Here is a 25,654-nt window from a genome sequence, read left to right on the forward strand (position 1 = left end):
GCCCGGCGCCTACAGTCTGTGCACCTTTCCGCGCAGGTTTGCCTGCGATCCGTTCCACCTCACCCACCGGAGCTCCCATGAAACGTCGTGTATTTCAACTTTCGCTGACCGCTGCCGCCATGGCGTTTTCGACCTCGGCCTTCGCCCAGGCCAAGTGGGACCTGGCCACCGCCTACCCGGCCACCAACTTCCACACCGTCAACATCAGCCAGTTCGCGGCCGACGTGGACAAGGCCAGCGGCGGCAAGCTCAAGATCACGGTGCACGCCAACGCTTCGCTGTTCAAGGCCCCCGAGATCAAGCGCGCGGTGCAGGGCGGGCAGGCACAGGCCGGTGAGATCCTGATGGCCAACTTCCAGAACGAGTGGCAGATCTTCGGCGCTGACGGTCTGCCGTTCCTCGCCGACAGCTACGACGAGTCGGCCAAGCTCTGGAAGGTGCAGCGTCCGGTGGTGGAGAAGAAGCTGGCCGAGCAGGGCTTGATGGTGCTGTTCGCGGTGCCATGGCCGCCACAGGGCGTGTACAGCAAGAAGCCGCTGAACAGCGCGGCCGATCTCAAGGGCATCAAGTGGCGTGCGTACAGCCCGGCCACGGCCCGCATCGCCGATCTCGTGGGCGCCCAGCCGGTCACCATCCAGGCCGCCGAAGTCAGCCAGGCCTTCGCCACCAGCATGGTGGAAAGCATGATGTCCAGCGGCTCCACCGGTGCCGACGCCAAGCTGTACGAACATGTCAAGTACTGGTACGACACCCAGGCTTGGCTGCCCAAGAACGCGCTGCTCCTGAACAAGAAGGCCTTCGAGGCGCTGGACAAGCCGACGCAGGACGCGGTGCTCAAGGCCGCCGCCGACGCTGAAACCCGCGGCTGGGCGGCGAGCAAGGTGGCCAACACCGAGAGCCTGGACAAACTCAAGGCGGGTGGCATGCAGATCCTGCCCGCGCCGGCGGCGCTGAAGACCGACATGAAGAAGGTCGGCGACACCATGCTCAAGGAGTGGACCGAGAAAGCCGGCCCCGAAGGCCAGGCGCTGGTTGACGCCTTTAAGCGCTGAGGTCTGCGCATGACCGCCGCATCGGACACTTCGCCGTCGCCGGGCCCGCTGCGACGGGCACTGGACGCCCTCTACGCTTTCGGGGGTGGTCTGGCCGCCCTGTGCGTGTTGTCCATTCTCGTGCTGATGCTCTACGCCGCCGCCGGGCGGTTGCTGGAGTTGCGGGTGTCCTGGGTCAATGACGTGGTGGCCTGGCTGTGTGCCGCCGCTGCTTTCATGGGCATGGCCTACAGCTTTCGCAATGGCGACTTCGTGCGCGTGACGCTGGTGCTGGAGTGGGTGTCGCCCGGCGTTCGGCGCCAGCTGGAGGTGCTGTCGCTGGCCATTGCGGCGGTGGCCATCAGCTACCTCGGTTACTGGGCCGCGCGCTTCACCTACGAGAGCTGGGAGTTCAACGACATTGCCGGCAACATGGTGGCGATTCCGATCTGGATTCCGCAGATGAGCTTCGTGATCGGCACCGCGATCCTGGTGCTCGCGGTGCTCGACGAATGCGTCAACGTGATCCGCGGAGGTAAGCCCACCTACGTGGCCCGCGTCGAAGAGCGGCACGCCCGCGGCGATTTTTCCGAGGAGCTGTGATGGGTTTGTTGGAAATCGGGGCCTTGCTGCTCCTGCTGATGCTGCTCATGCTCTCGGGCGGGGTCTGGATCGCGATGACGCTGGCCATCGTCGGCTGGGTGGGGCAGGCGTTCTTCACCACCACCTTGCCCGGCAAGAACCTGTTCTCGGCATTCTGGGAAACCACCGCCAGCTGGGAGCTGGCGGCACTGCCACTGTTCATCTGGATGGGCGAGGTGCTGTACCGCACGCGGCTGTCGGAGCAGATGTTCGACGGCCTGTCGCCCTGGCTGTCCCGCATCCCCGGGCGGCTGATGCACACCACCGTGCTGGGCTGCGGCATCTTCGGCTCGGTGTCGGGCTCGTCGGCCGCAACCTGCGCGACCATCGCCAAGGTGGCGCTGCCTGAGCTGGAGCGGCGCGGCTACAACCGTGACCTGGCGCTGGGGTCGCTCGCCGCGGCCGGCGGGCTGGGCATCCTGATCCCGCCGTCCATCACCATGGTGGTGTACGCGGTGGCGGCGGACGCGAGCGTGATCCGCCTGTTTCTGGCCGGTTTTCTACCGGGCTTCATGCTGATGGGACTGTTCTCGGCCTACATCGCCTGGTGGAGCCTGCGCCACCCCGATCAGGTGCCCGCGCCCGACGCGCCCACCACGTTGGCGGAGAAACTGCGCCGCTCCGGCAGCCTGATTCCCTGTGGCCTGCTGATCGTGTTCATCGTCTGGGTGCTGGTCGCCGGCATCGCCACCGCCACCGAGTGCGCGGCCTTTGGCGTGCTGGGCTCGCTGGTGATCGCGGCGGCGGGCCGCCAGCTGACCTGGAAGAACTTCTGGGAAGGCCTGACCGGCGCCACGCGCGTGAGCTGCATGATCATGTTCATCCTGGCGGGAGCGGCGTTCCTCACCAAGACCATGGCCTTCACCGGCATTCCGCGCGAGCTGGCCGAGCAGGTGATCGCGATGAACCTCTCGCCCTACCAGCTGATCGCCGTTTTGGTGGTGGTCTATCTGGTGATGGGCACCGCGCTGGACGGCATCTCGATGATCGTGCTCACCAGCGCCGTGGTGCTGCCCATGATCCAGAAGGCCGGGTTCGATCTGGTGTGGTTCGGCATCTTCATCATCCTGTTGATCGAGATTGCCGAGGTCACGCCGCCTGTGGGCTTCAACCTGTTTGTGCTGCAGAACATGACCGGCGTGGACAGCAACCGCATCGCCAAGGTCACCGTGCCGTTCTTCATCTGCATGCTGGTGGCCATCGTGCTGATCACCGTGTTCCCCGGCATCGTGACCGGTCTGCCCAACTGGTTCATGGGCGCCGAGCTGTGAGCCCGCTCATAGGAAGCGCTGCGGCTTGAACGGCGCGGGGTCCAGCACCGGCGCTTCGCCCAGCATGAGCTGCGCCAGCAGCTCGCCGGTCCCCGGGCCGGTGGAGAACCCGATGTGCTGGTGCCCCAGTGCCAGCCACACCCCTGGCTGGCTGGGGCACTCGCCCACCATCGGGCGGCTGTTGGGCAGGGTGGGACGGCTGCCCAGCCAGTCGGGCTCCGTGGTGCGCTCGCCCAGCGTCAGCGCTTCGCGCGCGGCCCGCTCGGCGGCGTCGAGTTGCGCAGGCCGCGGCGGCGCGTGTTGCGCGTTGAGTTCCACCCCAGTGGTCAGCCGCAGGCCTTGTGCCATGGGCGCGAGCACGTAGCCGGCTGCGGTGTCGTAGACCGGGCGGTTCAGCGTCGCGCCTGGGATTGGCGTGAAGTGCCGGTGGTAGCCACGCTCGAAGCCCATCGGCAGCTTCAGTCCGAACTGCTGCCGAAGGAAATCGCGCGACCACGGGCCCAGTGCGATGACCACATGGTCCGCGCGCAGGGTGCGCCCATTGGCCGTGCCGACGGACCAGCCATCGTTTTCGCGTTGCAGGCGCGTGGCCTCGGTGGTCTGCAGCTGCCCGCCGAGTTCCACCAGCCAGCGCGCGTAGGCGCGCACCAGCTCGCCCGGGCTGTCCACCGAACTCGCGTCTTTCACCCACAGGGCCTTGTGGAAGATGGGCTGGAGGTGCGGTTCTAGGTCGTGCAGTTCGTGCGACGCCAGCGCGGTCGTGGCCACACCGAAACGGGCCAGGGTCTCGCGCCCGAAAGCGCCCGATTGGAAGCCGGCTTCGCTGCGGTAGAGGAACAGCCAGCCCTCGTCGCGGCGGCGATGAGCGACACCCGCCGCGTCCATCCACCGGCGGTGCACCTCACCCGAGTGCCGGATGAGGGCATCCAGCGCGATGGTGGTCTCGTGGAAGTCCTGTTCGCGCGCATGGGTCAGGAACGACAGACCCCAACGCCATTGGCTCAGCATCCACAGCGGGTCGTAGCGGAAGCCCGGGCTGCGCCCGCGCAGCAGGCCCGGTAACTGCGACCACAGCCGGGGGTGGTTGAACGGCATGAGCGAGCTGCGCGACAAAACGCCGGCGTTGCCGTGCGAGGTGGCAGCGCCCGGACCCAGCGGGTCGATCACGGTCACGTCCAGGCCGCGCTGGCGCAGCGAGAGCGCGCAGGCGATGCCCACCATGCCGGCGCCCAGCACCACCACCTGTTGTCCAAGTCTCGCCTGCGTCATGCTCCGATGGTCCCTTCGTTGATGTTCCACCCTCAGCTTATCGCCATGACGAACCAGCAGACCACGACCGACGGATTTCTGGGGGTGATCATGCTGGACACCCGCTTTCCGCGCCCGCTGGGCGACATCGGCAGCCCGGCCACGTGGGTGCGCGCTGACATCCCGGTGCGATTCGTCACCGTGCCGGGTGCATCGGCCCGGCGCGTGGTGCAGACGCAAGACCCGGCGCTGCTGGAGCCCTTCGTGGAGGCCGCCCGTTCGCTGGCCCTTCAGGGCGCCCGGCTCATCACCACCAGTTGCGGCTTTCTCGCCGGCTGGCAGGCCGAGTTGCAGGCGGCGGTGGACGTGCCGGTGCTCACCTCCAGCCTGCTGCAATGCGCTGGCCTGTCATCGCCCGGCCTCGTCACGTTCGACGCCGCTTCGTTGCATGCCGATCTGCTGCGGCGGGCGGGGGTCCCGGTGGGTACGCCGGTGGAGGGGCTGCGGCGAGGGTGCGAGCTGCAATCGCGCATCCTGAGCGATGACACCGTGCTGGATGTGCGACAGGCGTCGGAGGACGTGGTGGATGCGGCGGTTCGATTGGTGGCGAAGCACCCCGAGGTGGAACAGGTGGTGCTGGAATGCACCAACATGCCGCCGTACCGAAACGCCGTGGCGCAGGCGACGGGGAGGCCTGTGCACGACCTGGAAACCTTGCTGTTGAGAACCTGGAACGAGCAGCGCGCTAATGACTGACACGCCGGAGAGGGGAAGCCAAACTCAGAACGCGGCGGAACTGGCTTTGCCAGGCCGCACCGCGTTGCCCCCTTCAGGGGGTCGCGCGTAGCGTGGCGGGGGTGGTCACAGCTCCTCTACGCGCCGCGCCGGATAGCTGTCCCAACTCTGGCAGCCGGGACAATGCCAGAAGTGCTGCCGCGCCTCGAAGCCGCAGGCCGCGCAACGGTAGCGCTTGAGCGGTGCGCTGGCCTGTTCCAAGGCCGCCTGAACACGCTTCTGGGCGGCGGGGTCGGAGAGCGTCTCGCCGCCCAGCCATCGCGTGGCGATCACCAGCGAGGGCTCACGTTCCAGGTGAGCGAGGTAGTGGGAGCGCGCCGCATCCGGACTCAAATTGGCCAGGGCCTCGGTGATGTCCAGTGAGGGGGCGTGTGCCTGAGCCGATCGCAGCAGCTGAATGGCCTCCGCCTGGCGCCCGACCAATTTGGATAACTCGGCCAGCGGTTGGGCCGCCAGCGGCATGCCCTGGGGCGCCTCGCTGGCCATTTTTTTCAAGGTGTCGATGGCACCCGAGGTGTCGCCCTGCTGGGCCTTGAGCGCCGAGAGCGCCAGCCAGCCGCGCGCCTGTTGAGGCGCCCGGTCCACGGCCTTGCCGAGCAGGCGCAGGCCCTCCGTGGCGTCGCCTTGGCTTTGGGCCAGCGCGGCTTCTTCGCACAGGTAGTGCGACAGGCGCGGGCTGAAACTGCCCTGATTGGCGTTTTCCAGTCGCTGGGCAATCGCCTGGGCTTGCGGCCAGTCGCGCGAGCGCTCGCTGATCGCGAGCAGCGCCAGCAGGGCTTCGCCTTCGAAGGCCGAGCCATCGAGTTTGTGCAGCGCTGACTCGGCACGGTCGAGCAGACCGGCTTTCAGAAAATCGAGTGCCAAGGCATGCTGGGCACGGTCGCGGTCTTTGCGGTCGAGGTCGGCGCGCGCGAGCAGGTGTTCGTGAACCCGCACCGCGCGGTCGTAGTCCCCGCGACGGCGGAACAGGTTGCCCAGCGCAAAGTGCAACTCGGCGGTGTCGGGGTCGCGCTGGACCGCTTCGATGAAGGCGTCGATGGCCTGGTCCTGCTGCTCGTTCAGCAGGTGGTTCAGCCCCCTGAAGTACGCCTTTGGGGTCTGCCGGCTTTCCATGCGCCATTGACGCAGATCCAGTCGCGACGCGACCCAGCCGAGCGCAAACGCCAAAGGAAGGCCCCAAAGGAGCCAGGTGAGATCAAGATCCATGGGCGGGAGCGGTGGGTGTGCCGACAGCGTCGGGGACGGTGGGCAGCGGAGCCGCAATCGTTGGAGCGGGACGGCGCTGCTTGCGCGCACGAAGCCACAGCGGCAACATCACTAAAACCCCCAGCACCACGCCCAGCAGCAGCACGCACAACAACACCAGGATCAGTGGGGCTTGCCAACTGGCGCCAAAAAACAGGTGCAGCGTGACAGGCGCCTGGTTGTTCAGCGCGAAGGCGAACAGAACAAAAAAAATGGCTGCATTGAGCAGCCACATCAGGTATTTCAACTCATCCCCTTTGTGGTGGGATGATTGTAGCGATCAGTCCGGTTTTTTCGGCTCGCGGCCCAGGATCTCGGCCGTCTTGGCATCGACCTGTTCGCGCAAGGCTTTGCCCGGTTTGAAGTGCGGTACGCGTTTTTCCGGAATCATCACGCTTTCGCCCGAACGCGGGTTGCGTCCGATGCGCGGTGAGCGGCGATTGACGGAAAAGCTGCCAAAGCCACGGATTTCAATCCGGTGGCCCTTCACCAGCGCTTCCCCCATGGCGTCGAGGATCGCCTTGACGGCGAACTCCGCATCACGGTGGGTGAGCTGACTGAACTTGGCTGAAAGTGCTTCGACGAGGTCGCTGCGGGTCATGTCTGAATCAACGCGTGTTCGGGCCTGGATGGCGCATCACAGGGCTGGCGCACGGGGGTGCGCCAGCCGCTGATCAGGCTTCTCAGTTGTTGTTGTCCAGCTTGGCGCGCAGCAGGGCGCCCAGGCTGGTGGTGCCGGCGTTTTCACGGGCCGACTGCTGACTCAGGGTCTGCATGGCTTCGTTCTGGTCCGCCATGTCCTTGGCCTTGATCGACAGCTGGATGTTGCGGGTCTTGCGATCCACGTTCATCACCACGGTCGTGACTTCGTCGCCTTCTTTCAGCACATTGCGCGCGTCTTCCACGCGGTCACGGCTGATTTCGGAGGCACGCAGGTAGCCCAGCACGTCTTCGCCCAGATCGATCTCGGCACCCTTGGCGTCCACGGTCTTGACCTTGCCGGTCACGATGGAGCCCTTGTCGTTCACCGACACGAAGGTGGTGAATGGGTCGCCGTCGAGCTGTTTGATGCCCAGGGAGATGCGCTCGCGCTCGACGTCGATGGCCAGCACAATGGCTTCGACTTCCTGGCCCTTCTTGAAGTTGCGCACGGCGGCTTCGCCGGTTTCGTTCCAGGACAGGTCGGACAGGTGCACGAGGCCGTCGATGCCGGCAGCCAAGCCGACGAACACGCCGAAATCGGTGATTGACTTGATTGGGCCCTTGACGCGGTCACCGCGCTTGGTGCCTTCAGCAAACTCGTGCCAGGGGTTGGCACGGCACTGCTTCATGCCCAGAGAGATGCGGCGCTTGTCTTCGTCGATGTCGAGCACCATGACTTCGACTTCGTCGCCCAGCGACACCAGCTTGGACGGGGCCACGTTCTTGTTGGTCCAGTCCATTTCGGAGACGTGCACCAGGCCTTCGATGCCGGGTTCGAGTTCAACAAATGCGCCGTAGTCGGCAATGTTGGTGATCTTGCCGAACATGCGCGTGCCTTGCGGGTAACGGCGGCCAACACCCATCCATGGATCGTCGCCCATCTGCTTCAGACCCAGGGAAACGCGGTGCTTCTCGGTGTCGAATTTCAGGATCTTGGCGGTGATTTCCTGGCCAGCCGTCACCACTTCGCTTGGGTGACGGACACGGCGCCAGGCCATGTCGGTGATGTGCAGCAGGCCGTCGATACCGCCCAGGTCCACGAACGCGCCGTATTCGGTGATGTTCTTGACCACGCCGTTGACGATGGCGCCTTCCTTCAGCGTGTCCATCAGCTTGGCGCGCTCTTCGCCCATCGAGGCTTCCACCACGGCGCGGCGGCTCAGCACCACGTTGTTGCGCTTGCGGTCCAGCTTGATGACCTTGAATTCCAGGGTCTTGTTTTCGTAAGGCGTGAGGTCCTTGGTCGGACGGCTGTCGACCAGCGAGCCCGGCAGGAAGGCGCTGATGCCGTTGACCATGACCTTGAGGCCGCCCTTGACCTTGCTGGAGGTCGTGCCGGTGACGAAGTCGCCGGATTCCAGGGCCTTTTCCAGGGCCATCCACGAAGCCAGGCGCTTGGCCTTGTCGCGGGACAGCAGGGTGTCACCGAAGCCGTTTTCCACGGAGTCGATGGCCACGGAGACGAAGTCGCCCACTTGCACTTCGAGTTCGCCCAGATCGTTCTTGAATTCGGCGAGCGGCACATAGGCTTCCGACTTCAGACCGGCGTTGACCACCACGTGGTTGTGTTCGATGCGAACGACTTCCGCGGTGATGACTTCGCCCGAGCGCATTTCAGCGCGTTTCAGGGACTCTTCAAAGAGGGCGGCAAAAGATTCAGACATGCAGTTTCCTAAAACCACTCAGCGTCGTACAGCAACACAGCCCTAGGAGCGGTGCGCAGTTGAATCGACGGATGGGCGGCGTTGACGTTGCGGTACGGTACCGCGGGGTTAAGTGAAAGAACCATTCGGCCTGCGGGCAGTGAACGCCCGGCGGTGCCGTCTGGGCCATCAAGGACGGTGTTTTCAGTTGTCTGAAAACACCGTTTTGCTTTGCCACCAACACAAGACCTGCTGCACCGATTGCTCGATGTTCAGTTCAGAGTTGTCCAGCAACAAAGCATCTTCGGCAGGCTTGAGGGGCGCATGCGCTCGGGACGTGTCCCGATGGTCGCGGGCCTTCAAATCTTCCAGAAGGTCATCGATTTTAGCAGTCATTCCCTTTGAAATCAATTGCTTATGCCGCCTCTGGGCGCGTTGTTCGGCGCTGGCGGTCAAATACACCTTCAATGGGGCATCCGGGAAGATCACGGTGCCCATGTCGCGCCCATCGGCGACCAGTCCGGGCAGGCGCCGGAAGCTCAGTTGCAAGCCATGCAGCGCAGATCGCACCTCTGGATGCTGGGACACCCGTGAAGCCATGCCGCCGGTGGATTCCAGGCGCAAGGGGTCGGTGATGTCGCGGCCCGCGAGGTACACCCGGTGATCGCGGAACACCAAGGGAAGCTGTGCGGCCAGGCGGGCCAGGGCAGGTTGATCGTCCAGATCAATGCCCGCGTCCTGCGCGGCCAGGGCGGTGGCCCGGTACAAGGCACCCGAGTCGAGCAACTGGTAACCCAGCCGCTGGGCCACTTCCGAGGCCAGCGTTCCCTTACCGGAGGCCGTGGGTCCGTCAATACAGATCACAGGGATGGCCAGGGCCGGGGTGTGGCTCACCTCAAACAGGGTTTCGAAGTAGTCCGGGAAGGTCTTGGCCACGCACTTCGGGTCTTCGATGCGCACGGGCAGACTGGCGGGATTGAAGGCCGCGAGCGAGAAGCACATGGCCACGCGATGGTCGTCGTAGGTGTGGATGCTTCCTGTGGTCCATCGCATGGGCGGCGTGATCCGCATGAAGTCGGCACCTTCCTCGATCGTGGCGCCGAGCTTGCGGCACTCGGCCGCCATGGCGGCGATGCGGTCGGTTTCCTTCACGCGCCAACTGGCGATGTTGCGCAAGGTGGTGGTGCCGTCGGCGTAGAGCGCCATAACGGCCAGCGTCATGGCAGCGTCGGGGATGTGGTTGCAATCCAGGTCGATGGCTTTGAGCGGCCAGGCGCCGCGCCGGATGTGCAGGCGGTTGGCTTCACCCGTCACGTCGGCGCCCATCAGTCGGGCCGCCTCAACGAAGCGGATGTCGCCCTGGATCGACGCAAGCCCCACACCTTCGATGGTGATCCCCTGGGTGCCAGGTGTGGCCGATGCGATGGCGCCCAGCGCAATGAAGTAGCTGGCCGAGGAGGCGTCGCCTTCGACATGGATCAGGCCTGGCGCGCGGTATTGGCAACCTGCGGGGATGGTGAAGCGCGACCAACCTTCGCGCTGCACCGTGACGCCAAAGCGCTCCAGCAGATTGAGCGTGATTTCAATGTAAGGCTTGGAGATCAACTCGCCCACCACGTCGATGACCACGCTGTGCGACGTGGCCACCAACGGCAAGGCCAGCAGCAGGGCGGTAAGGAATTGGCTCGACACGTCGCCACGCACGCGGATCGGTTGGTCCAGCTTCAGCGCGAGTTGTTTCCCGTTGCCCAGGCGCAGTGGCGGGTAGCCTTCCTGCCTCGTGCAGTCAATTGGGCAACCCAGTTGCCGCAATGCATCCACGAGATCACCGATGGGGCGCTCGTGCATGCGAGCGACGCCGCTGAGTTCAAACTGCCCGCCCTGGGTACTGGCGAGCAAGGCCAGCGCCGCGGTGAGCGGGCGCATGGCTGTACCGGCGTTGCCAAGAAAGAGTGGCGCCTGTTTGACGGGCAGCGCACCGCCCAGGCCGTGCACACGCAGCACACCCTCAGCCTGCGGTTCGATGCGGCACCCCAGTTGTGCCAGAGCCGTCAGCATGACGCGCGTGTCGTCTGAATCCAGAAGATCGGCGATGTCGGTGTGGCCGACGCTCAGCGCAGCGAGCAAAAGCACGCGGTTGGAAATGCTCTTGGAGCCGGGCAGGCGGACCGTGCCGCCCGCGCTGCTCAATGGCGGAAGATCAAGATGTTCAATGGCGTACATGCGCGACGGTTGGTGCTCAGCTCTGTGGCTTGTGGGTGCTCATGCGCCAGTGGGAGCGGGCGCTGCTGGCCCGTTCGATCAAGGACTCCAGCGCATCGGCGTTGCCGGCGGAGATTGCCGTTTCAAGGGCATGCAGGGCACGCTGGAAGTGCCTGGACTGCGCAATCAGCTCTTCCCGGTTGGAGGCGAGGATGTCGCGCCAGACACTGGGGTCGCTCGCAGCGATGCGCGTGAAGTCTCGAAAACCGGGGCCGGCCAGCGACAGGAAGTCTTTGGCATCGGCTTGCCCTGTGATGCCGTTCATCAACGCAAACGCGATCATGTGCGGCAGGTGACTCACGGCGGCGTATGCAGCGTCGTGCGCTTCGGGCGACATCTGTTGCACCTGGCAACCCAGTGCGGTCCACAGCCGGTTGGCCTTGTCCAACTGGGCGCTGAGCGTGCGTTCGATGGGCGTGAGAATGACCTGCCGACCCGCATACAGGTCCGGATCGGCGTGTTCTACGCCCGACAATTCCTTGCCTGTGATCGGATGGGCGGGCACGAAGATACCCACTTGGTCCTTGAGCACGCGGCGCGCCGCATCGACCACGTCGCGCTTGGTCGAGCCCACGTCCATGATGAGGGTGTCGTTGCCCACCAGATGCCGGATGGCCTTGAACGTCGCCTCCGTGGCCGCCACAGGCACCGCGACAAGCACCAGATCGGCGCCAGACACGGCCAGCAGCGCCGACGGGGCCTCAATGTCGATCACACCCATTTGGCGGGCGCGCTCGGTGGTGGAGGGCGATTTGCTGTAACCGACCACACGCTTGACCAAGCCAGCCTTCTTCAACGCCAGCGCGAAGGAGCCACCCATCAGGCCGCAGCCGATGAGACCGAGTTGTTCGAATTTCAGCGGAGCGGGAGTGGCCATGTCATTCACTGACTGGGTAGGCACCCAGCACCTTGTAGAAGGCGCAAAGGCCCTGGAGTTCTTTGAGTGCCGCTGCCACATGGGGCTGCGACGGATGGCCAGCGACGTCAATGTAGAAGTAGTACTCCCACTGGCCTGACTTGGCGGGGCGCGATTCAAAGCGCGTCATTGACACGCCATTGTTTTTCAGTGGCATGAGCAAGTCGTGCACCGCACCCGGACGGTTGGGCACCGAGACCACGAGGCTGGTGCAGTCCTTGCCCGAGGCGGGCGGCATGGCCAGGGTCTGTGGCAGGCAGATGATAGCGAAGCGGGTGCGGTTGTAGGCCTCGTCCTGGATCGCGTGGGCCACGATGTGCAGGCCGAACTGCGCCGCGGCGCGTTCGCTTGCCAGACCAGCCCAGGCCGGATTGGTCGAGGCCAATCGGGCGCCTTCGGCATTGCTGGAAACAGCGCGGCGTTCGGCATTGGGCAGGTGCTGGCTCAGCCAGTTCTGGCACTGGGCCAGGGCCTGGGGATGCGCCATCACGACCTCGATACCGTCCAGGTGGTTGACCTGCCGCAGCAGGTTGTGGCGCACCAGCAGGCTCACCTCACCAACCACGTGGACCGGCGAGCGCAGGAACAGGTCGAGCGACCGGGCCACCACACCTTCTGTGGAGTTCTCCATGCCCACCACGCCGTATTGCGCAGTTCCAGCGGCGGTGGCGTGAAAGACCTCATCGAAGTTGGCGCAATAAATCAGGTTGGCTGCACTGCCAAAGAACTCGATGGCGGCCTGTTCGGTGAAGGTGCCTTCGGGGCCGAGCACCGCCACACGCTGCGGTGCTTCCAGTGCCAAACATGCCGACATGATCTCGCGCCAGATGGAGGCCACATGCTGGTTTTGCAGCGGCCCCAGGTTGGCCTTCTGGATCTTTTCAATGACTTGCGCCACGCGGTCGGGGCGGAAGAATGGCGAGCCCTCGGCGCGCTTGATTTCGCCGACCTGTTCAGCCACCTTGGCGCGCTGGTTGAGCAGCGAGAGCAGTTGCTGATCGATCGAATCGATCTGAACCCGCAGGACGCCGAGTGCTTCGGATTGGGAAGGCTGGGTCATGCTTGTGTTTGTTCAAATTCACGCATGTACGTCACGAGCGCTTGCACACCTTCCAGCGGCATGGCGTTGTAGATGCTGGCGCGCATGCCCCCCACGGTTTTGTGGCCTTTGAGCTGCAGCAGTCCGGCTGCTTTGGCGCCGGACAGAAAGGCGTCGTTGCGCGATTCGTCCCGCAGGAAGAAGGGCACGTTCATGCGTGAGCGGCAATTCTTGGCCACCTTGTTCAGGTAGAGCCCCGAGCCATCGATGAAGTCGTACAACAGCTGGGCTTTGGCCCTGTTCCTCGCCTCCATCGCGGCGATGCCGGTGAGCGCACCTTCGGTCTGGGCCTTGAGCCACTGGAAGGTCAGGCCGGCCATGTAGATGCTGTAGGTGGGCGGCGTGTTGTACATCGACGCGTTGTCGGCCACGGTCTTGTAGTCGAATGCACTCGGGCAGATGGACAGCGCGTGGCCCAACAGGTCTTCGCGGACCACCACCAGTGTCACGCCGGCGGGCCCGAGGTTTTTCTGGGCGCCACCAAAAGCCAGCCCGACGCGCGACCAGTCCACCGTGCGCGAGGCAACGTGAGAAGAGAAGTCGATCACCAGCGGGGCTTTGCTGCCCAGTGCTTTCAAATCGGGCAGCTCGTGAAACTCCACGCCATGGATGGTTTCGTTGCTGCAGAGGTGCACGTATTGCGCATCGCTGCTCAGCTGCCAGCTGGCGGGCGAAGGCAGAGAGGTGTGGTGGTCGGCTTCGTTGCTGCCCACCACGTTGGCGGATGCGTATTTGCGTGCTTCCTTGGCCGACTTCTGGCTCCAGCTGCCCGTGACCACAAAGTCCACCACGCTGCCGCGCGACAGGTTCATCGGCACGATGGCATTTTCAGCGAGGCCACCACCTTGCATGAACAGAACGCGGAAGTTGGAGGGCACCGCCAGCAGCTCGCGCAAGTCGGCTTCTGCCGCTGCGGCGATGGACATGAACTCCTTGCCTCGGTGGCTCATCTCCATCACGCTCATGCCGCTCCCTTGCCAGTCCAGCATCTCGGCAGCGGCCTTTTGCAGGACGGCTTCGGGCATGGCGGCCGGGCCGGCCGAGAAGTTGTAGGGGCGCGTCATGTTTCGCTGCCTGCCTCGGTGTCGTCTCCGGCGTTGGTTGCGTCCGGTGCTTCACCCGCATCGGCCACGTTGGCGTCGTTCTCCACGATGCGCTGCAGGCCGGAGAGCTCAGCACCTTCGTCCAGCGCAATCAGTGTCACGCCCTGTGTGGCACGGCCCATCTCGCGGATCTCGCTCACGCGGGTGCGCACCAGCACGCCCTTGTCGGTGATCAGCATGATCTCGTCGTCGGTGTGCACCAACGTTGCCGCCACGACTTTGCCATTGCGCTCGCTCTGTTGGATGGCGATCATGCCCTTGGTGCCACGGCCGTGGCGTGTGTATTCACCGATGGGCGTGCGCTTGCCGTAGCCATTGATGGTCGCGGTGAGCACACTTTGCTGCTCGTCTTCGGCGACCAGCATGGCGATCACGCTCTGGCCGTCGTCGATGGTCATGCCACGCACGCCACGGGCATTGCGGCCCAGCGGGCGCACGTCGTTTTCGTCGAAGCGCACGGCTTTTCCACCGTCGCTGAATAACATCACATCGTGCTGGCCATCCGTGAGCGCGGCACCGATGAGGAAGTCGCCCTCGTCCAGATTGACAGCGATGATGCCGCCCTTGCGCGGGTTGTTGAACTCGTCGAGCGAGGTCTTCTTCACCGTGCCCATGCTGGTTGCCATGAACACAAACCGGTTGTCCGGAAAGCTGCGCGCTTCGCCGGTGAGCGGCAGAACCACGTTGATCTTCTCGCCTTCTTGCAGCGGGAACATGTTGACGATGGGGCGGCCACGCGAGCCGCGAGAGCCTGCGGGCACTTCCCAGACCTTGAGCCAGTACAGGCGGCCTCGGTTGGAGAAGCACAGGATGTAGTCGTGCGTGTTGGCGATGAAGAGCTGGTCGATCCAGTCGTCTTCTTTGGTGGCGGTGGCCTGCTTGCCGCGTCCGCCCCGTTTTTGAGCCCGGTATTCCGAAAGCGGCTGGCTCTTGATGTAGCCGCTGTGACTGAGCGTGACCACCATGTCGGTGGGCGTGATCAGGTCTTCGGTGGACAGGTCTTGTGCGCTGTGCTCGATCTCGCTGCGGCGTGCACCCAGCTTGGTCTGGCCAAACTCTTGCCTCACAGCGGTCAACTCTTCGGCAATGATGGTGGACACGCGCTCAGGCCGCGACAGAATGTCCAGCAGATCGTCGATCTCGGCCATCACGTCCTTGTACTCGGCGACGATCTTGTCCTGCTCCAGCCCGGTCAGGCGCTGCAGACGCATCTGCAGGATTTCCTGGGCCTGCGTTTCGCTCAGGCGGTACAGGCCATCACCCTGCATGCCGAACTCGCGCTCCAGACCGTCGGGGCGGTAGTCGTCGGCGTTGACCACGCCACCATCGGCACGGCTGCGGGTCAGCATTTCGCGCACCAGCTTGCTGTCCCAGCTGCGCGTCATCAGCTCGGCCTTGGCCACGGGCGGGGTGGGCGATTCGCGAATGATGCGGATGAACTCGTCGATATTGGCCAGCGCCACAGCCAGGCCTTCGAGCACATGGCCACGTTCACGTGCCTTGCGCAGCTCAAACACCGTGCGACGGGTCACCACCTCGCGGCGATGCTCAAGGAATACCTGGATCAGGTCCTTCAGGTTGCACAGCTTGGGCTGGCCATCGATCAGGGCCACCATGTTGATGCCGAAGGTGTCCTGCAACTGTGTTTGCTTGTACAGGTTGTTCAGCACCACCTCGGGCACTTCGCCGCGCTTGAGCTCGATCACCAGGCGCATGCCCGACTTGTCCGACTCGTCCTGGATGTGGCTGATGCCTTCGATTTTCTTTTCGTGCACCAACTCGGCAATGCGCTCTTGGAGCGTCTTCTTGTTCACTTGGTAGGGCAGTTCGTCCACGATGATGGACTGGCGCTGACCCTTGTCGATGTCTTCGAAATGGCACTTGGCGCGCATCACCACACGGCCCCGGCCCGTACGGTAGCCATCTTTCACGCCATTGATGCCGTAGATGATGCCGCCGGTGGGAAAGTCGGGCGCAGGGATGATCTCCATCAGCTCGTCGATGGATGCCTCAGGGTTCTTCAGCAGGTGCAGGCAGGCATCCACTGACTCATTCAGGTTGTGTGGTGGGATGTTGGTGGCCATGCCCACCGCGATACCACCGGAGCCATTGACCAGCAGGTTGGGAAAGCGTGCCGGCAGCACCAGCGGCTCCTTTTCTGAGCCGTCGTAGTTGGGGCCGTAGTTGACAGTGTCTTTGTCGATGTCAGCCAACATTTCGTGGGCGATCTTCGACATGCGGATTTCGGTGTACCGCATGGCGGCGGCGTTGTCGCCATCCACGCTGCCGAAGTTGCCCTGGCCGTCCACCAGCATGTGGCGAAGTGAAAAGTCTTGCGCCATGCGAACGATGGTGTCGTACACCGCCGAGTCGCCGTGTGGGTGGTATTTACCGATCACATCGCCGACGATGCGGGCAGATTTTTTGTAGGGACGGTTCCAGTCGTTGTTGAGCTCGTGCATCGCGAACAGCACTCGGCGGTGCACTGGCTTCAGACCGTCACGCGCATCGGGCAATGCGCGTCCCACGATCACGCTCATAGCGTAGTCGAGGTAGCTTCGGCGCATTTCCTCTTCAAGGCTGATGGGCAGGGTTTCTTTGGCGAACTGTGTCATGAGCGATGAAGAGAGGTCCGTAGACAGTCAAGAGGCAACTCATCATTTTAGTGGACGGGCCGGGTTCCATCTGGTGCACGTCGCTGTTGTGTGACTGCAACGATTTAGGCGCTTCGGGTGGGAGGGGTGTCGCACAGGCCCTAGAGCATTCATGCGTTGTTTCTGACGCTTGTGGCACAATAAAAATTAGCGTTTCAAGTGGTGGTCACTTCAAGCGTGATTGTTGACATTCAGCCCGTCTGCGGCTTACTCCAAGAGGAAATCCATGAAAAAATTGAACAAAGTGGCAATGCTGTTTGCAACCGCCGCCATGGCATCGGCCGCCTTTGCAGCACCTTCCAGCGGTACCGCAACGAACGACAACTGGCGCAGTGGCCATGGCAACCTTCAGTGGAAGAACGGCGACGGCACGCTCTGCTGGCGTGATGCCAACTGGACCCCAGCCACTGCTGCCAAAGGCTGTGACGGTGCCATCGTGCCGGCGCCTGCCCCGGCACCTGAGCCTGTCGCCGCACCGGCGCCTGCCCCCGCACCTGCACCAGCACCTGCTGCAGCTCCCGCCGCTCCAGCCGCCACCAAGGTGACCTACGCCGCTGATGCGTTCTTTGACTTCGACAAGTCTGTGGTCAAGCCCGAAGGCAAGGCCAAGTTGGACGATCTGGCCAGCAAGGTCAGCGGCATCAACTTGGAAGTGGTGATCGCTGTGGGCCACACCGACTCCAAGGGCACCGCTACCTACAACCAGGCTTTGTCCGTTCGCCGCGCTGAAGCGGTCAAGGCATACCTGGTGAGCAAAGGCATTGAAAGCAATCGCGTGTACACCGAAGGCAAGGGCTTGACCCAGCCAGTGGCCGACAACGCCACCTCAGAAGGCCGTGCCAAGAACCGCCGCGTGGAAGTGGAAGTCGTGGGCACCCGCACCAACAAGTAAGCTTTGCTGGCTGCGTGTTCAACGCAAGGCCCCAGGCGCGCAAGTGCCTGGGGCCTTTTTCGTGGCCTCCTGGCATCTCCACGGCTGGCCCTTTGGGGTGCAGCGTTGTGGATCGGCTGCGCCGTGTTGTCCATGAAAGTGGCTCATGCCGAGGTGTCTGCCTCAGCGCATACCACTTCGGTGGTCCGTGAACTTGGTACCGACTGCCTGGCGACCTGGTCCTCAGGGTCTGCCGCGCCGGTGGTGGTGATGCTGATTTCTCCTCGCATGGTCTATAGCATGTCGGAGTGGCCGCGCATGAGGTTGGCGGCTTTGGCGGCAGGCTTTGAGGTGGTGACCTGGAAAGCCCCGGGTGTGTCGGCCCAAGAGTGGGCTCAAGCCGCTCAGGCCACCCAATGGAGACGCTCGCAAAGTGCCTTGATTGGCGATGTGCCGCCAGCCTGTACTGTGTGGTTGCGACGACTCAATCACTTCCCCTTCAGCTCGGTTGTGCTGGGCGATCAGGTTCACGAATGGCCGATCTGGGGTGTGCTGTCTGATGAGGCCTGGATTGATTCGCTGGCGCTGCGTCTGGAGTCCTTGAAAGGGCAAAGTGCCAAGAACAACAGAAGGCTTCCCTGATGCGATTGGTTGATGCGGCCTGCGTTCAATTTTTGGTGTTGCTCGTGACGCTGGCAGTGCCTGCCCTGGCCCGTGAGCACGACAGCGCCTGCATTGACGCTGTGAGCTATTTGCCGCTGGATCCCGAGATGGTGGGGCGGGACAGCCATGGTGTTCCCGCATTGGGCACCTACGAACGCATCAGCCCGGACGGGCGTTTTGTCCTGCGTTCTTTTTCCGGTGCGAGGATGGGTGAAGTATCGCTGATCGAGTTGCCAGCGGACGCTGCCGGTCACCTTGTGGCCTACCGCACGCCGCTCAGCAACGAGGCGTTTCCGGTGCAGGGAACGTGGCGTTATGTGGTCGACGTCGATGGGCGCCATTTCAGGTTGACCGATGTGGTTCGACAGCAGGAGCGAGCGAAACCACTGTTTCAAGGAGGCATGCGGGGTTTCTACGCCGCTGCTGCGGAGCTGACCGGAGTCAAGTCCGAAGACGCATCCCTCGTCTGGATTCGCTCCATGAGTTGGCCGCAAGGTGACAGAGCAGGGCAGGGTACCGGGCCACTCCAGGTGCGCACGCTCGGTGTGCGTGATCAGGGGGACCGTGTGGACGTGGTGGAGGACAGCGGTCCGCAATTCATCTGTGGGACAAGGGGCAGCACCGATGGCGGGGTGTACACCTTGCCCATGATTTCGGTGGATGGACTGGAGTTTTCGGCGATTCCCATCAATCCGCGCGTGGGACAACCCAGCATGCGGGTGTATGGATTGGCGAACGACACGCTCGCCGCATCACACCCTTGCGATCTGCGCATGGACCTGCATGCTGCACCTGGTAAAGCGGTGTTTGGCTTCGCCGGATCCCGGCCCGCCATGTTGACCTACACCGACAACGCCAGCGTGTACTTCGTGGACCGGCATCCCGCTTTGCGCGACCAGGTGTTCCGCATAGAAGACGCGCAAACCCAGGTGTTGGCCAGTGCGTTTCCGGGTCTGACCCGAGACGGGCGAATCGTGTTTGGGGCGAGCTGGAAGGAATGCCGGACCCATGGCGTCTGCGTGGACCGTGCGGGTTACGTGGTGGCCGACCCGTACCAAAACCCCGACTACCGCCAGCAACTTCAACGCTTGGGGTTGGCCCCTGACAAAGCCTGCATCACGCGGCGCGATGTCCTGCAAGAGCGACAGCGCTTTGCGGCACAACATGGGCTCAAGCCCTGAAGCCATGGGAAAATCGAAAGCATGAACCCCGTCAATGCCGATCCGGCCGAACTGGCCAAGTTTTCCGATCTCGCCCACCGCTGGTGGGACCCAGAGAGCGAATTCCGTCCCTTGCACCAGATCAACCCGTTGCGGCTGGCCTGGATCGAGGGCCTGGCCCCGCTCGCGGGTCGGCGGGTTCTCGATGTGGGTTGTGGTGGAGGCATTCTGTCGGATTCGATGGCGCGCCAAGGCGCGGACGTGACCGGTATCGACCTCTCCAGCAAGGCGCTCAAAGTGGCCCAGCTGCACGCGCTGGAGGCTGGCACCGCTCAAGTCAGCTACCGCGAGATCAGTGCCGAGGCAATGGCGCAAGAGCAGCCGGCGTCTTTCGACGTGGTCACCTGCATGGAAATGCTGGAGCATGTACCCGACCCAGCCTCCGTCGTGCGCGCCTGCGCCACACTGGTGAAGCCCGGTGGTTGGGTGTTTTTCTCCACCATCAACCGAAATCCCAAGTCGTTTTTGTTTGCCATCGTCGGCGCGGAGTACCTGCTGCAGATGCTGCCCAAAGGCACCCACGAATACGCCAAGATGATCCGGCCGAGCGAGCTGGCGCGCTACTGCCGTGCAGTCGACCTGACGCTGGAGCACACACGCGGCCTGGAATACAACCCGCTGTCCCAGCGCTATTGGTTGAGTGATGACACCAGCGTCAACTACATGATCGCCACGCGCCGACCATGAACGTGGTGTTTCGTGGCATACAGGCCGTGCTGTTCGATTTGGACGGTACCCTAATCGACAGTGCGCCCGACCTGGGCTCCGCCGCCAATGCGATGCTGGTGCGAAGGGGGCGCGATGCCATTCCGCTGGATCGCTACCGCGCATTGGCGGGCTCGGGTGCAAGGGGCATGTTGCGGGTGGCCTTTGACATCGATCCTGGGCAAAAAGACTTCGAGCCGCTCAAGCAAGAGTTTTTCTCCGAATACCAGGCGTGCCTGACCACAAGAACCCAGGCCTTCGACGGCGTCAGCGACATGCTGGCATCGCTGTGCCGTGTTGGTTTGCCCTGGGGCGTGGTCACCAACAAAGGCGAGCGCTTCACCGGTCCGTTGACTCGGGCCATGGGGCTGTTTGACACCGCGGCCACCGTGATCAGCGGCGATACGACGCCTCACGCCAAACCCCATCCCGAGCCGCTGTTTGAAGCAGCCAGGCGAATCGCCCTGTCACCGAGCGCATGTCTTTATGTTGGCGACGACTTGCGGGACATTCAGGCCGGGCAAGCGGCCGGCATGAAAACGGTGGCCGCGCTGTACGGCTACTTAGGACAAGGGGCAGATGTGAGCGGCTGGGGGGCAGACGCTTCAATATCTTCTCCGACCGATCTCTTGCAATTGCTCGAACTGCCTTAAACTTGGTCCCTCAGGGGCTGCACTGGTTTCGACGTGGGTTCGGACACGCAGCAGGGCATGTCGAGGTTCTGTCACCTCGTAAAACCGCAGAAAAAAACTAACTGCAAACGACGAACGTTTCGCACTCGCCGCTTAATTGCCGGTGAGCTTTGCAACAGCAGGCCTATGGGCTGGGCAAGGGTTCAGACGGCGCGAGCCGCGAGAGTCCAGGCTGCAAAGATAATTTAATAGGCTGGTCGGGCGTCGGGTAACTTGGCGCACGGCAAGATTCAAGGTTGCTGGCGTCCTTCATAGCGTGCCGCTGCGCGGTGAGGGAAGTGAGATCCAAATCAGACGGCTACACATGTAGAACTGCTCGAAGAAGGCTTGCGGACGGGGGTTCAAATCCCCCCAGCTCCACCATTTCAACGTCCAAGGGCGTCCACCAAGATCCGGTAGACGCCCTTTTTCATTGTAAATCAACAGTTTTCTGTCCCGTGGGGTCTATGGACGTCCCAGGACATCCCAGGTGAAACCGGGGAACAGACCGGGGAACAACCCCCTAAAATGTCTGTTCCCCGGGGTTTTGTTCCCCGGTCTCAGTCTGTTCCCCGTCTGGAGGGCCCGATCATGCTGACCGACAAGCAATGCAAAAGCGCCACCTGTCCACCCGATAAAAAGCGAACCCGCTTCACCGACGGGCAGGGGTTGTACTTGGAGGTGAGCCCGGGCGGTTCCAGGCGCTGGTTCTGGAAGACCTACACCGATGGAAAGGAAGGTCGCCTGGCTTTGGGGAGCTACCCGTCCATGGGGCTCGCTGATGCCCGCAAGGCGCGAGATACGGCCAGACTGCAGAAGGCAGCCGGAGTAGATCTTGTGCAGTCCCGCAAGCTGGACAAACTCAAGGGTCAGCGGGAGGGCGGTGACACCTTCAAGGCTGTGGCCCTGGAATGGCACGAGAGACAGACAGACCGCTGGAGCCCCGGACATGCCGACCGGACCAAACGCCAGTTGGAGCGAGATCTGTTTCCCTGGCTGGGGGACCGGGACATGCGCAGCATCGAACCCATGGAATTGCTTTCGGTGCTTCAGAAGGTCGAGAGGCGCGGTGCTGTCGAGACGGCCGACCGTGGGTTGATGCTGGCGCGGCAGGTATACGAGTACTGGCTGCCCACCGCCGAGACCTCGCAACGGAACATTACCGAGGGCCTGCAGAAACGCTTGACCCCGTACCGTGGAAAGAACTTCCCGGCCATCGTGGAACCGCAGCGCTTTGGTGAGCTGCTGCGGGCCATGTACGCCTACAAGGGTGGTCCGATCGTGCGCACCGCTTTGCTGCTGGCGCCGATCCTGTTCCAGCGCCCTGGCAACCTGCGCATGATGGAGTGGGTTGAACTCGACCTGGACGGGGCGCTCTGGACCATTCCCAGCGTCAAGATGAAACGCCTGGTGGCCGAGAAGCTGAACGGGGAACCACATGTTGTTCCCTTGCCGAACCAGGCCGTGGTGATGTTGCGTGAGTTGCAGCCACTCACGGGACATGGTCGCTACGTGTTCCCCGGTCAGCGGCAGCACGACCGCCCCATGTCTGACAACTCAGTACGCAGCGCCTTGTACAGCCTGGGTTTTGGCACGGCGCAAAGCTGGCACGGTTTTCGTGCCAGTGCACGCACAATGCTGGTGGATCAGCTGGACCTGGATCCGCTGGCGATCGAGGCGAATCTGGCGCACGCGGTGAAGGACGCCAATGGCCGCAGCTACAACCGCACCAAGTACCTGGCCAAGCGGTTTGATCAGATCCAGAAGTGGGCGGACTACCTGGACAAACTGCGCAAGGGTGCGAGCGTGATCAACATGAAGCAGTGGGCCGCATAAGGAACAACTCTCCGCGATTTTCTTTTTCGCGGAGGTGTTCAAGGGGACGTCTTGGAAGTGGCTCTCGCTGCTAGATTTCAGCCCGAATCCAGCACGCAACCAGTCCTTGTTGCCCCCTAGAGTGGTCGTCGTCACCCTCGACGATCGATCATGGGCTCGCTCACCAACTTCCTTGCCAATCGAAAGCCCCCAGGCATCAACCTCGACCAGCTGAACCTGTTCGAGGGCAGACCCGTGCCGACGGGGCTGGCGCTGATGGTGCCTGTCGACCAGCTCGACGAAGACCCGGACAACCCGCGCAGGGAGTTCCCGCCTGAGGCCATCGAGGGACTTGCGCAGGACATCGCCCAGCGCGGCATCCTGCAGCCCATCGTGGTCAGTGACCGGAACGACAAGGGACGCTACCTGATCCGCTTTGGCAGCCGGCGCTGGCGCGCCGCCATCCAGGCTGGGTTGACCACGGTGCCCGTCATCTTTGCCATCGAGGCTCGCAATGCCTACGACCAGGTGGCCGAGAACCTGAAGCGGCAGAACCTCTCCCCGCTTGAACTTGCGCAGTTCATCCGGCGCCGGGTGGATGCCGGTGAATCCAATGCCGAGGTCGGCCGCCAGCTGGGCATGGACCTGAGCACGGTGGCGCACCACCTGGCCCTGCTCAGCCTGCCACCCGTGCTGGACCAGGCACTCAAAGACGGGCGCTGCGAATCCCCGCGCACGCTCCACGAGCTGAGCCGCCTGCATGAAGAGCAGCCCGAACAAGTGGCTGCGCTTGTCGCTGGCACGGAACACATCACCCGCGAGGCCGTGGCCAGTCTCCGTGATGCAGCTCGTGTTGTCGCGCCCGCTGCTGACAAGCCGGCACCGACGACCCCGCGACCGGACAGGGTGGCGCAGGCTCTGGCCCGCGCCAGCGGGCTCTGTGAGCGGCTGGATGCCGCGCTGCAGCGGCTGAACCGGTCAGGTGGCATCGATGCCCTCCCCCACGAGCAGGTGCTGGCCTTGCGCCAGCGTGTCGCCGAGCTGGCCGCCAGGCTGAACCCCGAAACCACACCCGTCAGTGCCGAGGCAGGCCATGGGAAAGCCTCAGCGTGACCGGGTGACCATCGATCTGCGCGGCCTTCGCGAGCCGTTGCAGACGCGCGCACTGGTGAACCAGATGACCCCGGCAGCCCTGGTGCGCCAGGCCGTGCTGGCCTACCTGGCCCCGAAGTCTGGCGATCAGAAGCCAGATCCGAAACCCTTGAAATACGTGCGCGAGGAGCAGGTGATCAAGGTCACTCTGCGCCTGCCTGCCGGACACGCCGCGTTGATGAACTACCAGGCCCGCATCGCGAATGTCTCGAAGAGCATCTATGTGGCCGCGCTCATTGAAGGGGCTCCGCCGCCCAGGAACCACGCCCAGACCGTGGCCGCGCTGCAGGCCTCCACCAACCGGCTGGCCATCATCAGCACCGACCTCAGCGCCTACCTGCGCATCTTGCACATGGTCAAGCCCGGTGCGTCGCAGGAGCTGGATCGTTATCAGGCCGGCATCGATACGCTGAACGAAGACATCGGGCGCCACCTCAACACGGCATCAGCGCTGGTGGCCGAGCTGCGGGCCACCAGGCGACCCCAATGACCACCGGTCCCTCCATCGACGGCGTGCTGGTGGAATGGGGTGAGCGGCTGTTCTACCCGGCCAGCCGCATCGTCAAGACGGACGCCACGCCGCGCCTGAACACCCCGAACCGCCCCAGCGCAGCCGCGATCCGCCAGCGCATCGCCGCCACAGTGATGCGGCGGGCACCGCAGGTGATGGTGAAGGTCACCGGGGGTGGCCGGGGCATGGGCGCCATCGCGGCGCACTTCCGCTACATATGCAAGAACGGCCAGTTGCGCATGGAGGACGACCGGGGCGTCGTGCGCGAGGGCAAGGAGGCCATGCACGACCTGGTCGCCCAATGGCGCGTCAGCGGGTCCCTGATCCCGGAGACCAGCCACCGGCGCGAAGCCTTCAACATCATGCTGTCGATGCCGCAAGGCACCGATGCGCAGACCGTGCTGAAGGCCGCGCGCGGGTTCGCGAGGAGAGAGCTGAGGGATCACCACTACGTGATGGTGCTGCACGAGCACCAGGCCAACCCGCACGTGCACCTGAGCGTGAAGGCCGAGTCGATCGACGGCAAACGGCTGAACCCACGCAAGACCGACCTGCACCGCTGGCGAGAAACCTTTGCGGAGAAGCTGCGGGAACTGGGTGTGGAGGCCGAGGCGACGCGACAGGCTTCGCGCGGGGCGAACCGCCGAGATGAACGCATCTGGCAAGTGAAGGCACGGCAGCAAGGGCGGTTGAGCCAGAGTGAGGAGCAGCATGTCAAGTCAGGTGCAGGCTACGAGCGCAGCCACTCCGGGGCATTCGAGGCCTGGGCGCACATCAAGAAGGCGCTGCAGGCATCCGATGTCCCGGAGGACCGGGAGCTGGCCAAGCACATCCTGCGGTTCGTGAGCGAATCGGCGTACTTCAAGGAAGTCGCGCCACGACTGCTACGCGAGGCAGCGCATCAGGACAAGCAACGAACCACCCCGGTGCAGTCGCGAGAGGTTGTGAAAACCAGGCCCTCTGTCGACATCGAGCGCTGAACGGGTCCGCTAGGCAAGCATCCTAGAGATGGCCAACGCCCGGAGAAGGCTGATCTGAGTCACCCAAGGGCGGCGGTGACGAACAGTAGCGTGGGTTGCCAGCGGTCATTCAGTGATCGATCATGTAAGCGACCGCTTCACTACCAAGACCGGGTACTCGCAAATGGATGGTGACCAAGCCCAGGGTGAAGGACCGGTTTCGCATGGGACGAAGTGGCACTCCCGACCCTAAGCAGTCGCACAGTCGGACAACCGGCGCTGCGCGTCTTTATCGCGCAGCGAGTGACCCAATGGAACTGTGTCGAGCGCCATGTTAGGTTTCCGCCATAAAGATGTTTCTGCCAAACAGACTGTTGAACTCTTCTTCTATGGAAGCCTTACATCAGGAGCGCACGTGATCCTGACGCCTGTCCGGATTCCAAGATCTTCTTTAGACGACGCATTGCCGCATCGGC

At 63.5% G+C, this 25,654-nt stretch carries 23 protein-coding genes and 1 other RNA gene; 14 read left to right on the forward strand and 10 right to left on the reverse strand.

Annotated elements, in window-relative coordinates:
* Positions 1-77: 77 nt before the first annotated feature.
* From B0E41_RS25975 to B0E41_RS25985, 3 genes are read left to right on the forward strand one after another with little or no spacing between them, the layout of a single operon-like run.
* Positions 78-1,052, forward strand: coding sequence for a TRAP transporter substrate-binding protein (locus B0E41_RS25975; RefSeq protein ID WP_077336007.1), 975 nt, complete (start codon positions 78-80; stop codon positions 1,050-1,052).
* A 9-nt stretch (positions 1,053-1,061) separates the two neighbouring features.
* The gene (locus tag B0E41_RS25980) at positions 1,062-1,634 is read left to right on the forward strand and encodes a TRAP transporter small permease (protein WP_077336009.1); all 573 of its coding nucleotides are present in this window, start codon (positions 1,062-1,064) and stop codon (positions 1,632-1,634) included.
* Positions 1,634-2,944 (forward strand): TRAP transporter large permease subunit, encoded by a 1,311-nt coding sequence (locus tag B0E41_RS25985; RefSeq protein ID WP_077336011.1) that lies wholly within the window; start codon positions 1,634-1,636, stop codon positions 2,942-2,944. The genes B0E41_RS25980 and B0E41_RS25985 overlap by 1 nt, the downstream gene beginning before the upstream one ends.
* Positions 2,945-2,950: 6 nt before the next feature.
* On the opposite strand, the gene B0E41_RS25990 is transcribed toward B0E41_RS25985, so the two are convergent.
* Positions 2,951-4,213 (reverse strand): FAD-binding oxidoreductase, encoded by a 1,263-nt coding sequence (locus tag B0E41_RS25990; RefSeq protein WP_077336013.1) that lies wholly within the window; start codon positions 4,211-4,213, stop codon positions 2,951-2,953.
* Between the two features lie 45 nt (positions 4,214-4,258).
* Here B0E41_RS25990 and B0E41_RS25995 point away from each other — a divergent pair, with 45 nt between their 5' ends.
* Entirely contained in the window at positions 4,259-4,948 is a 690-nt protein-coding gene (locus B0E41_RS25995) for a hypothetical protein (protein ID WP_077336015.1), read from the forward strand.
* Between the two features lie 105 nt (positions 4,949-5,053).
* On the opposite strand, the gene lapB is transcribed toward B0E41_RS25995, so the two are convergent.
* From lapB to gyrA, 9 genes are all read right to left on the reverse strand, one after another.
* Complete coding sequence (gene lapB / locus B0E41_RS26000) at positions 5,054-6,193, reverse strand: lipopolysaccharide assembly protein LapB (RefSeq protein ID WP_077336017.1); 1,140 nt, start codon at positions 6,191-6,193, stop codon at positions 5,054-5,056.
* Complete coding sequence (locus tag B0E41_RS26005) at positions 6,183-6,479, reverse strand: lipopolysaccharide assembly protein LapA domain-containing protein (RefSeq protein WP_077336019.1); 297 nt, start codon at positions 6,477-6,479, stop codon at positions 6,183-6,185. The genes lapB and B0E41_RS26005 overlap by 11 nt, the downstream gene beginning before the upstream one ends.
* A 33-nt stretch (positions 6,480-6,512) precedes the next feature.
* A complete protein-coding gene (locus B0E41_RS26010; RefSeq protein ID WP_290440869.1) occupies positions 6,513-6,863 on the reverse strand; it encodes an integration host factor subunit beta in 351 nt (116 codons plus the stop codon).
* Positions 6,864-6,915: 52 nt separating this feature from the next.
* Complete coding sequence (gene rpsA, locus B0E41_RS26015; protein WP_077336023.1) at positions 6,916-8,598, reverse strand: 30S ribosomal protein S1; 1,683 nt, start codon at positions 8,596-8,598, stop codon at positions 6,916-6,918.
* 183 nt (positions 8,599-8,781) lie between these two features.
* Positions 8,782-10,800 (reverse strand): bifunctional 3-phosphoshikimate 1-carboxyvinyltransferase/cytidylate kinase, encoded by a 2,019-nt coding sequence (locus tag B0E41_RS26020; RefSeq protein ID WP_077336025.1) that lies wholly within the window; start codon positions 10,798-10,800, stop codon positions 8,782-8,784.
* A 16-nt stretch (positions 10,801-10,816) separates the two neighbouring features.
* Positions 10,817-11,716, reverse strand: coding sequence for a prephenate dehydrogenase/arogenate dehydrogenase family protein (locus B0E41_RS26025; RefSeq protein ID WP_077336027.1), 900 nt, complete (start codon positions 11,714-11,716; stop codon positions 10,817-10,819).
* 1 nt (position 11,717) lies between these two features.
* Complete coding sequence (gene pheA, locus B0E41_RS26030; RefSeq protein WP_077336029.1) at positions 11,718-12,815, reverse strand: prephenate dehydratase; 1,098 nt, start codon at positions 12,813-12,815, stop codon at positions 11,718-11,720.
* On the reverse strand, positions 12,812-13,918 hold the full coding sequence (gene serC, locus B0E41_RS26035) for a 3-phosphoserine/phosphohydroxythreonine transaminase (RefSeq protein WP_077336031.1): 1,107 nt from the start codon (positions 13,916-13,918) through the stop codon (positions 12,812-12,814). Before serC ends, pheA begins: the two co-directional genes overlap by 4 nt.
* Entirely contained in the window at positions 13,915-16,572 is a 2,658-nt protein-coding gene (gene gyrA / locus B0E41_RS26040) for a DNA gyrase subunit A (RefSeq protein WP_077336033.1), read from the reverse strand. The genes serC and gyrA overlap by 4 nt, the downstream gene beginning before the upstream one ends.
* Positions 16,573-16,837: 265 nt before the next feature.
* Here gyrA and ompA point away from each other — a divergent pair, with 265 nt between their 5' ends.
* The 10 genes from ompA (at position 16,838) to B0E41_RS26090 (ending at position 25,199) form a co-directional block, all read left to right on the forward strand.
* Entirely contained in the window at positions 16,838-17,503 is a 666-nt protein-coding gene (gene ompA / locus B0E41_RS26045; RefSeq protein ID WP_077336035.1) for an outer membrane protein OmpA, read from the forward strand.
* Positions 17,504-17,626: 123 nt separating this feature from the next.
* On the forward strand, positions 17,627-18,124 hold the full coding sequence (locus B0E41_RS26050) for a hypothetical protein (RefSeq protein WP_171984886.1): 498 nt from the start codon (positions 17,627-17,629) through the stop codon (positions 18,122-18,124).
* Positions 18,124-19,326, forward strand: coding sequence for a hypothetical protein (locus B0E41_RS26055; protein WP_077336039.1), 1,203 nt, complete (start codon positions 18,124-18,126; stop codon positions 19,324-19,326). The genes B0E41_RS26050 and B0E41_RS26055 overlap by 1 nt, the downstream gene beginning before the upstream one ends.
* 21 nt (positions 19,327-19,347) lie before the next feature.
* On the forward strand, positions 19,348-20,052 hold the full coding sequence (gene ubiG / locus B0E41_RS26060) for a bifunctional 2-polyprenyl-6-hydroxyphenol methylase/3-demethylubiquinol 3-O-methyltransferase UbiG (RefSeq protein WP_077336041.1): 705 nt from the start codon (positions 19,348-19,350) through the stop codon (positions 20,050-20,052).
* A 5-nt stretch (positions 20,053-20,057) separates the two neighbouring features.
* Complete coding sequence (gene gph, locus B0E41_RS26065; protein ID WP_077336055.1) at positions 20,058-20,723, forward strand: phosphoglycolate phosphatase; 666 nt, start codon at positions 20,058-20,060, stop codon at positions 20,721-20,723.
* Between the two features lie 13 nt (positions 20,724-20,736).
* Positions 20,737-21,125, forward strand: a transfer-messenger RNA (tmRNA) gene (gene ssrA, locus B0E41_RS26070).
* 207 nt (positions 21,126-21,332) lie between these two features.
* Positions 21,333-22,577, forward strand: coding sequence for an integrase arm-type DNA-binding domain-containing protein (locus B0E41_RS26075; RefSeq protein ID WP_077336043.1), 1,245 nt, complete (start codon positions 21,333-21,335; stop codon positions 22,575-22,577).
* A 150-nt stretch (positions 22,578-22,727) separates the two neighbouring features.
* A complete protein-coding gene (locus B0E41_RS26080; RefSeq protein ID WP_077336045.1) occupies positions 22,728-23,669 on the forward strand; it encodes a ParB/RepB/Spo0J family partition protein in 942 nt (313 codons plus the stop codon).
* Positions 23,650-24,198, forward strand: coding sequence for a hypothetical protein (locus tag B0E41_RS26085; RefSeq protein ID WP_077336047.1), 549 nt, complete (start codon positions 23,650-23,652; stop codon positions 24,196-24,198). The genes B0E41_RS26080 and B0E41_RS26085 overlap by 20 nt, the downstream gene beginning before the upstream one ends.
* On the forward strand, positions 24,195-25,199 hold the full coding sequence (locus B0E41_RS26090) for a relaxase/mobilization nuclease domain-containing protein (RefSeq protein WP_077336049.1): 1,005 nt from the start codon (positions 24,195-24,197) through the stop codon (positions 25,197-25,199). The genes B0E41_RS26085 and B0E41_RS26090 overlap by 4 nt, the downstream gene beginning before the upstream one ends.
* The last annotated feature ends 455 nt before the right edge of the window (positions 25,200-25,654 follow it).

This window comes from Hydrogenophaga sp. A37, from assembly GCF_002001205.1.
Lineage (GTDB): Bacteria > Pseudomonadota > Gammaproteobacteria > Burkholderiales > Burkholderiaceae_C > Hydrogenophaga.

Excerpts from the sequence above, each read along its gene's own strand:
- lapB (WP_077336017.1), bottom strand. The coding sequence starts at position 6,193 with ATGGATCTTGATCTCACCTGGCTCCTTTGGGGCCTTCCTTTGGCGTTT.
- gyrA (WP_077336033.1), bottom strand. The coding sequence starts at position 16,572 with ATGACACAGTTCGCCAAAGAAACCCTGCCCATCAGCCTTGAAGAGGAA.
- pheA (WP_077336029.1), bottom strand. The coding sequence starts at position 12,815 with ATGACCCAGCCTTCCCAATCCGAAGCACTCGGCGTCCTGCGGGTTCAG.
- serC (WP_077336031.1), bottom strand. The coding sequence starts at position 13,918 with ATGACGCGCCCCTACAACTTCTCGGCCGGCCCGGCCGCCATGCCCGAA.
- B0E41_RS26075 (WP_077336043.1), top strand. The coding sequence starts at position 21,333 with ATGCTGACCGACAAGCAATGCAAAAGCGCCACCTGTCCACCCGATAAA.
- B0E41_RS26055 (WP_077336039.1), top strand. The coding sequence starts at position 18,124 with ATGCGATTGGTTGATGCGGCCTGCGTTCAATTTTTGGTGTTGCTCGTG.
- B0E41_RS25975 (WP_077336007.1), top strand. The coding sequence starts at position 78 with ATGAAACGTCGTGTATTTCAACTTTCGCTGACCGCTGCCGCCATGGCG.
- rpsA (WP_077336023.1), bottom strand. The coding sequence starts at position 8,598 with ATGTCTGAATCTTTTGCCGCCCTCTTTGAAGAGTCCCTGAAACGCGCT.
- B0E41_RS26080 (WP_077336045.1), top strand. The coding sequence starts at position 22,728 with ATGGGCTCGCTCACCAACTTCCTTGCCAATCGAAAGCCCCCAGGCATC.
- B0E41_RS25985 (WP_077336011.1), top strand. The coding sequence starts at position 1,634 with ATGGGTTTGTTGGAAATCGGGGCCTTGCTGCTCCTGCTGATGCTGCTC.
- B0E41_RS25995 (WP_077336015.1), top strand. The coding sequence starts at position 4,259 with ATGACGAACCAGCAGACCACGACCGACGGATTTCTGGGGGTGATCATG.
- ubiG (WP_077336041.1), top strand. The coding sequence starts at position 19,348 with ATGAACCCCGTCAATGCCGATCCGGCCGAACTGGCCAAGTTTTCCGAT.
- ompA (WP_077336035.1), top strand. The coding sequence starts at position 16,838 with ATGAAAAAATTGAACAAAGTGGCAATGCTGTTTGCAACCGCCGCCATG.
- B0E41_RS26090 (WP_077336049.1), top strand. The coding sequence starts at position 24,195 with ATGACCACCGGTCCCTCCATCGACGGCGTGCTGGTGGAATGGGGTGAG.
- B0E41_RS26085 (WP_077336047.1), top strand. The coding sequence starts at position 23,650 with ATGGGAAAGCCTCAGCGTGACCGGGTGACCATCGATCTGCGCGGCCTT.
- B0E41_RS26025 (WP_077336027.1), bottom strand. The coding sequence starts at position 11,716 with ATGGCCACTCCCGCTCCGCTGAAATTCGAACAACTCGGTCTCATCGGC.
- B0E41_RS25980 (WP_077336009.1), top strand. The coding sequence starts at position 1,062 with ATGACCGCCGCATCGGACACTTCGCCGTCGCCGGGCCCGCTGCGACGG.
- B0E41_RS25990 (WP_077336013.1), bottom strand. The coding sequence starts at position 4,213 with ATGACGCAGGCGAGACTTGGACAACAGGTGGTGGTGCTGGGCGCCGGC.
- B0E41_RS26020 (WP_077336025.1), bottom strand. The coding sequence starts at position 10,800 with ATGTACGCCATTGAACATCTTGATCTTCCGCCATTGAGCAGCGCGGGC.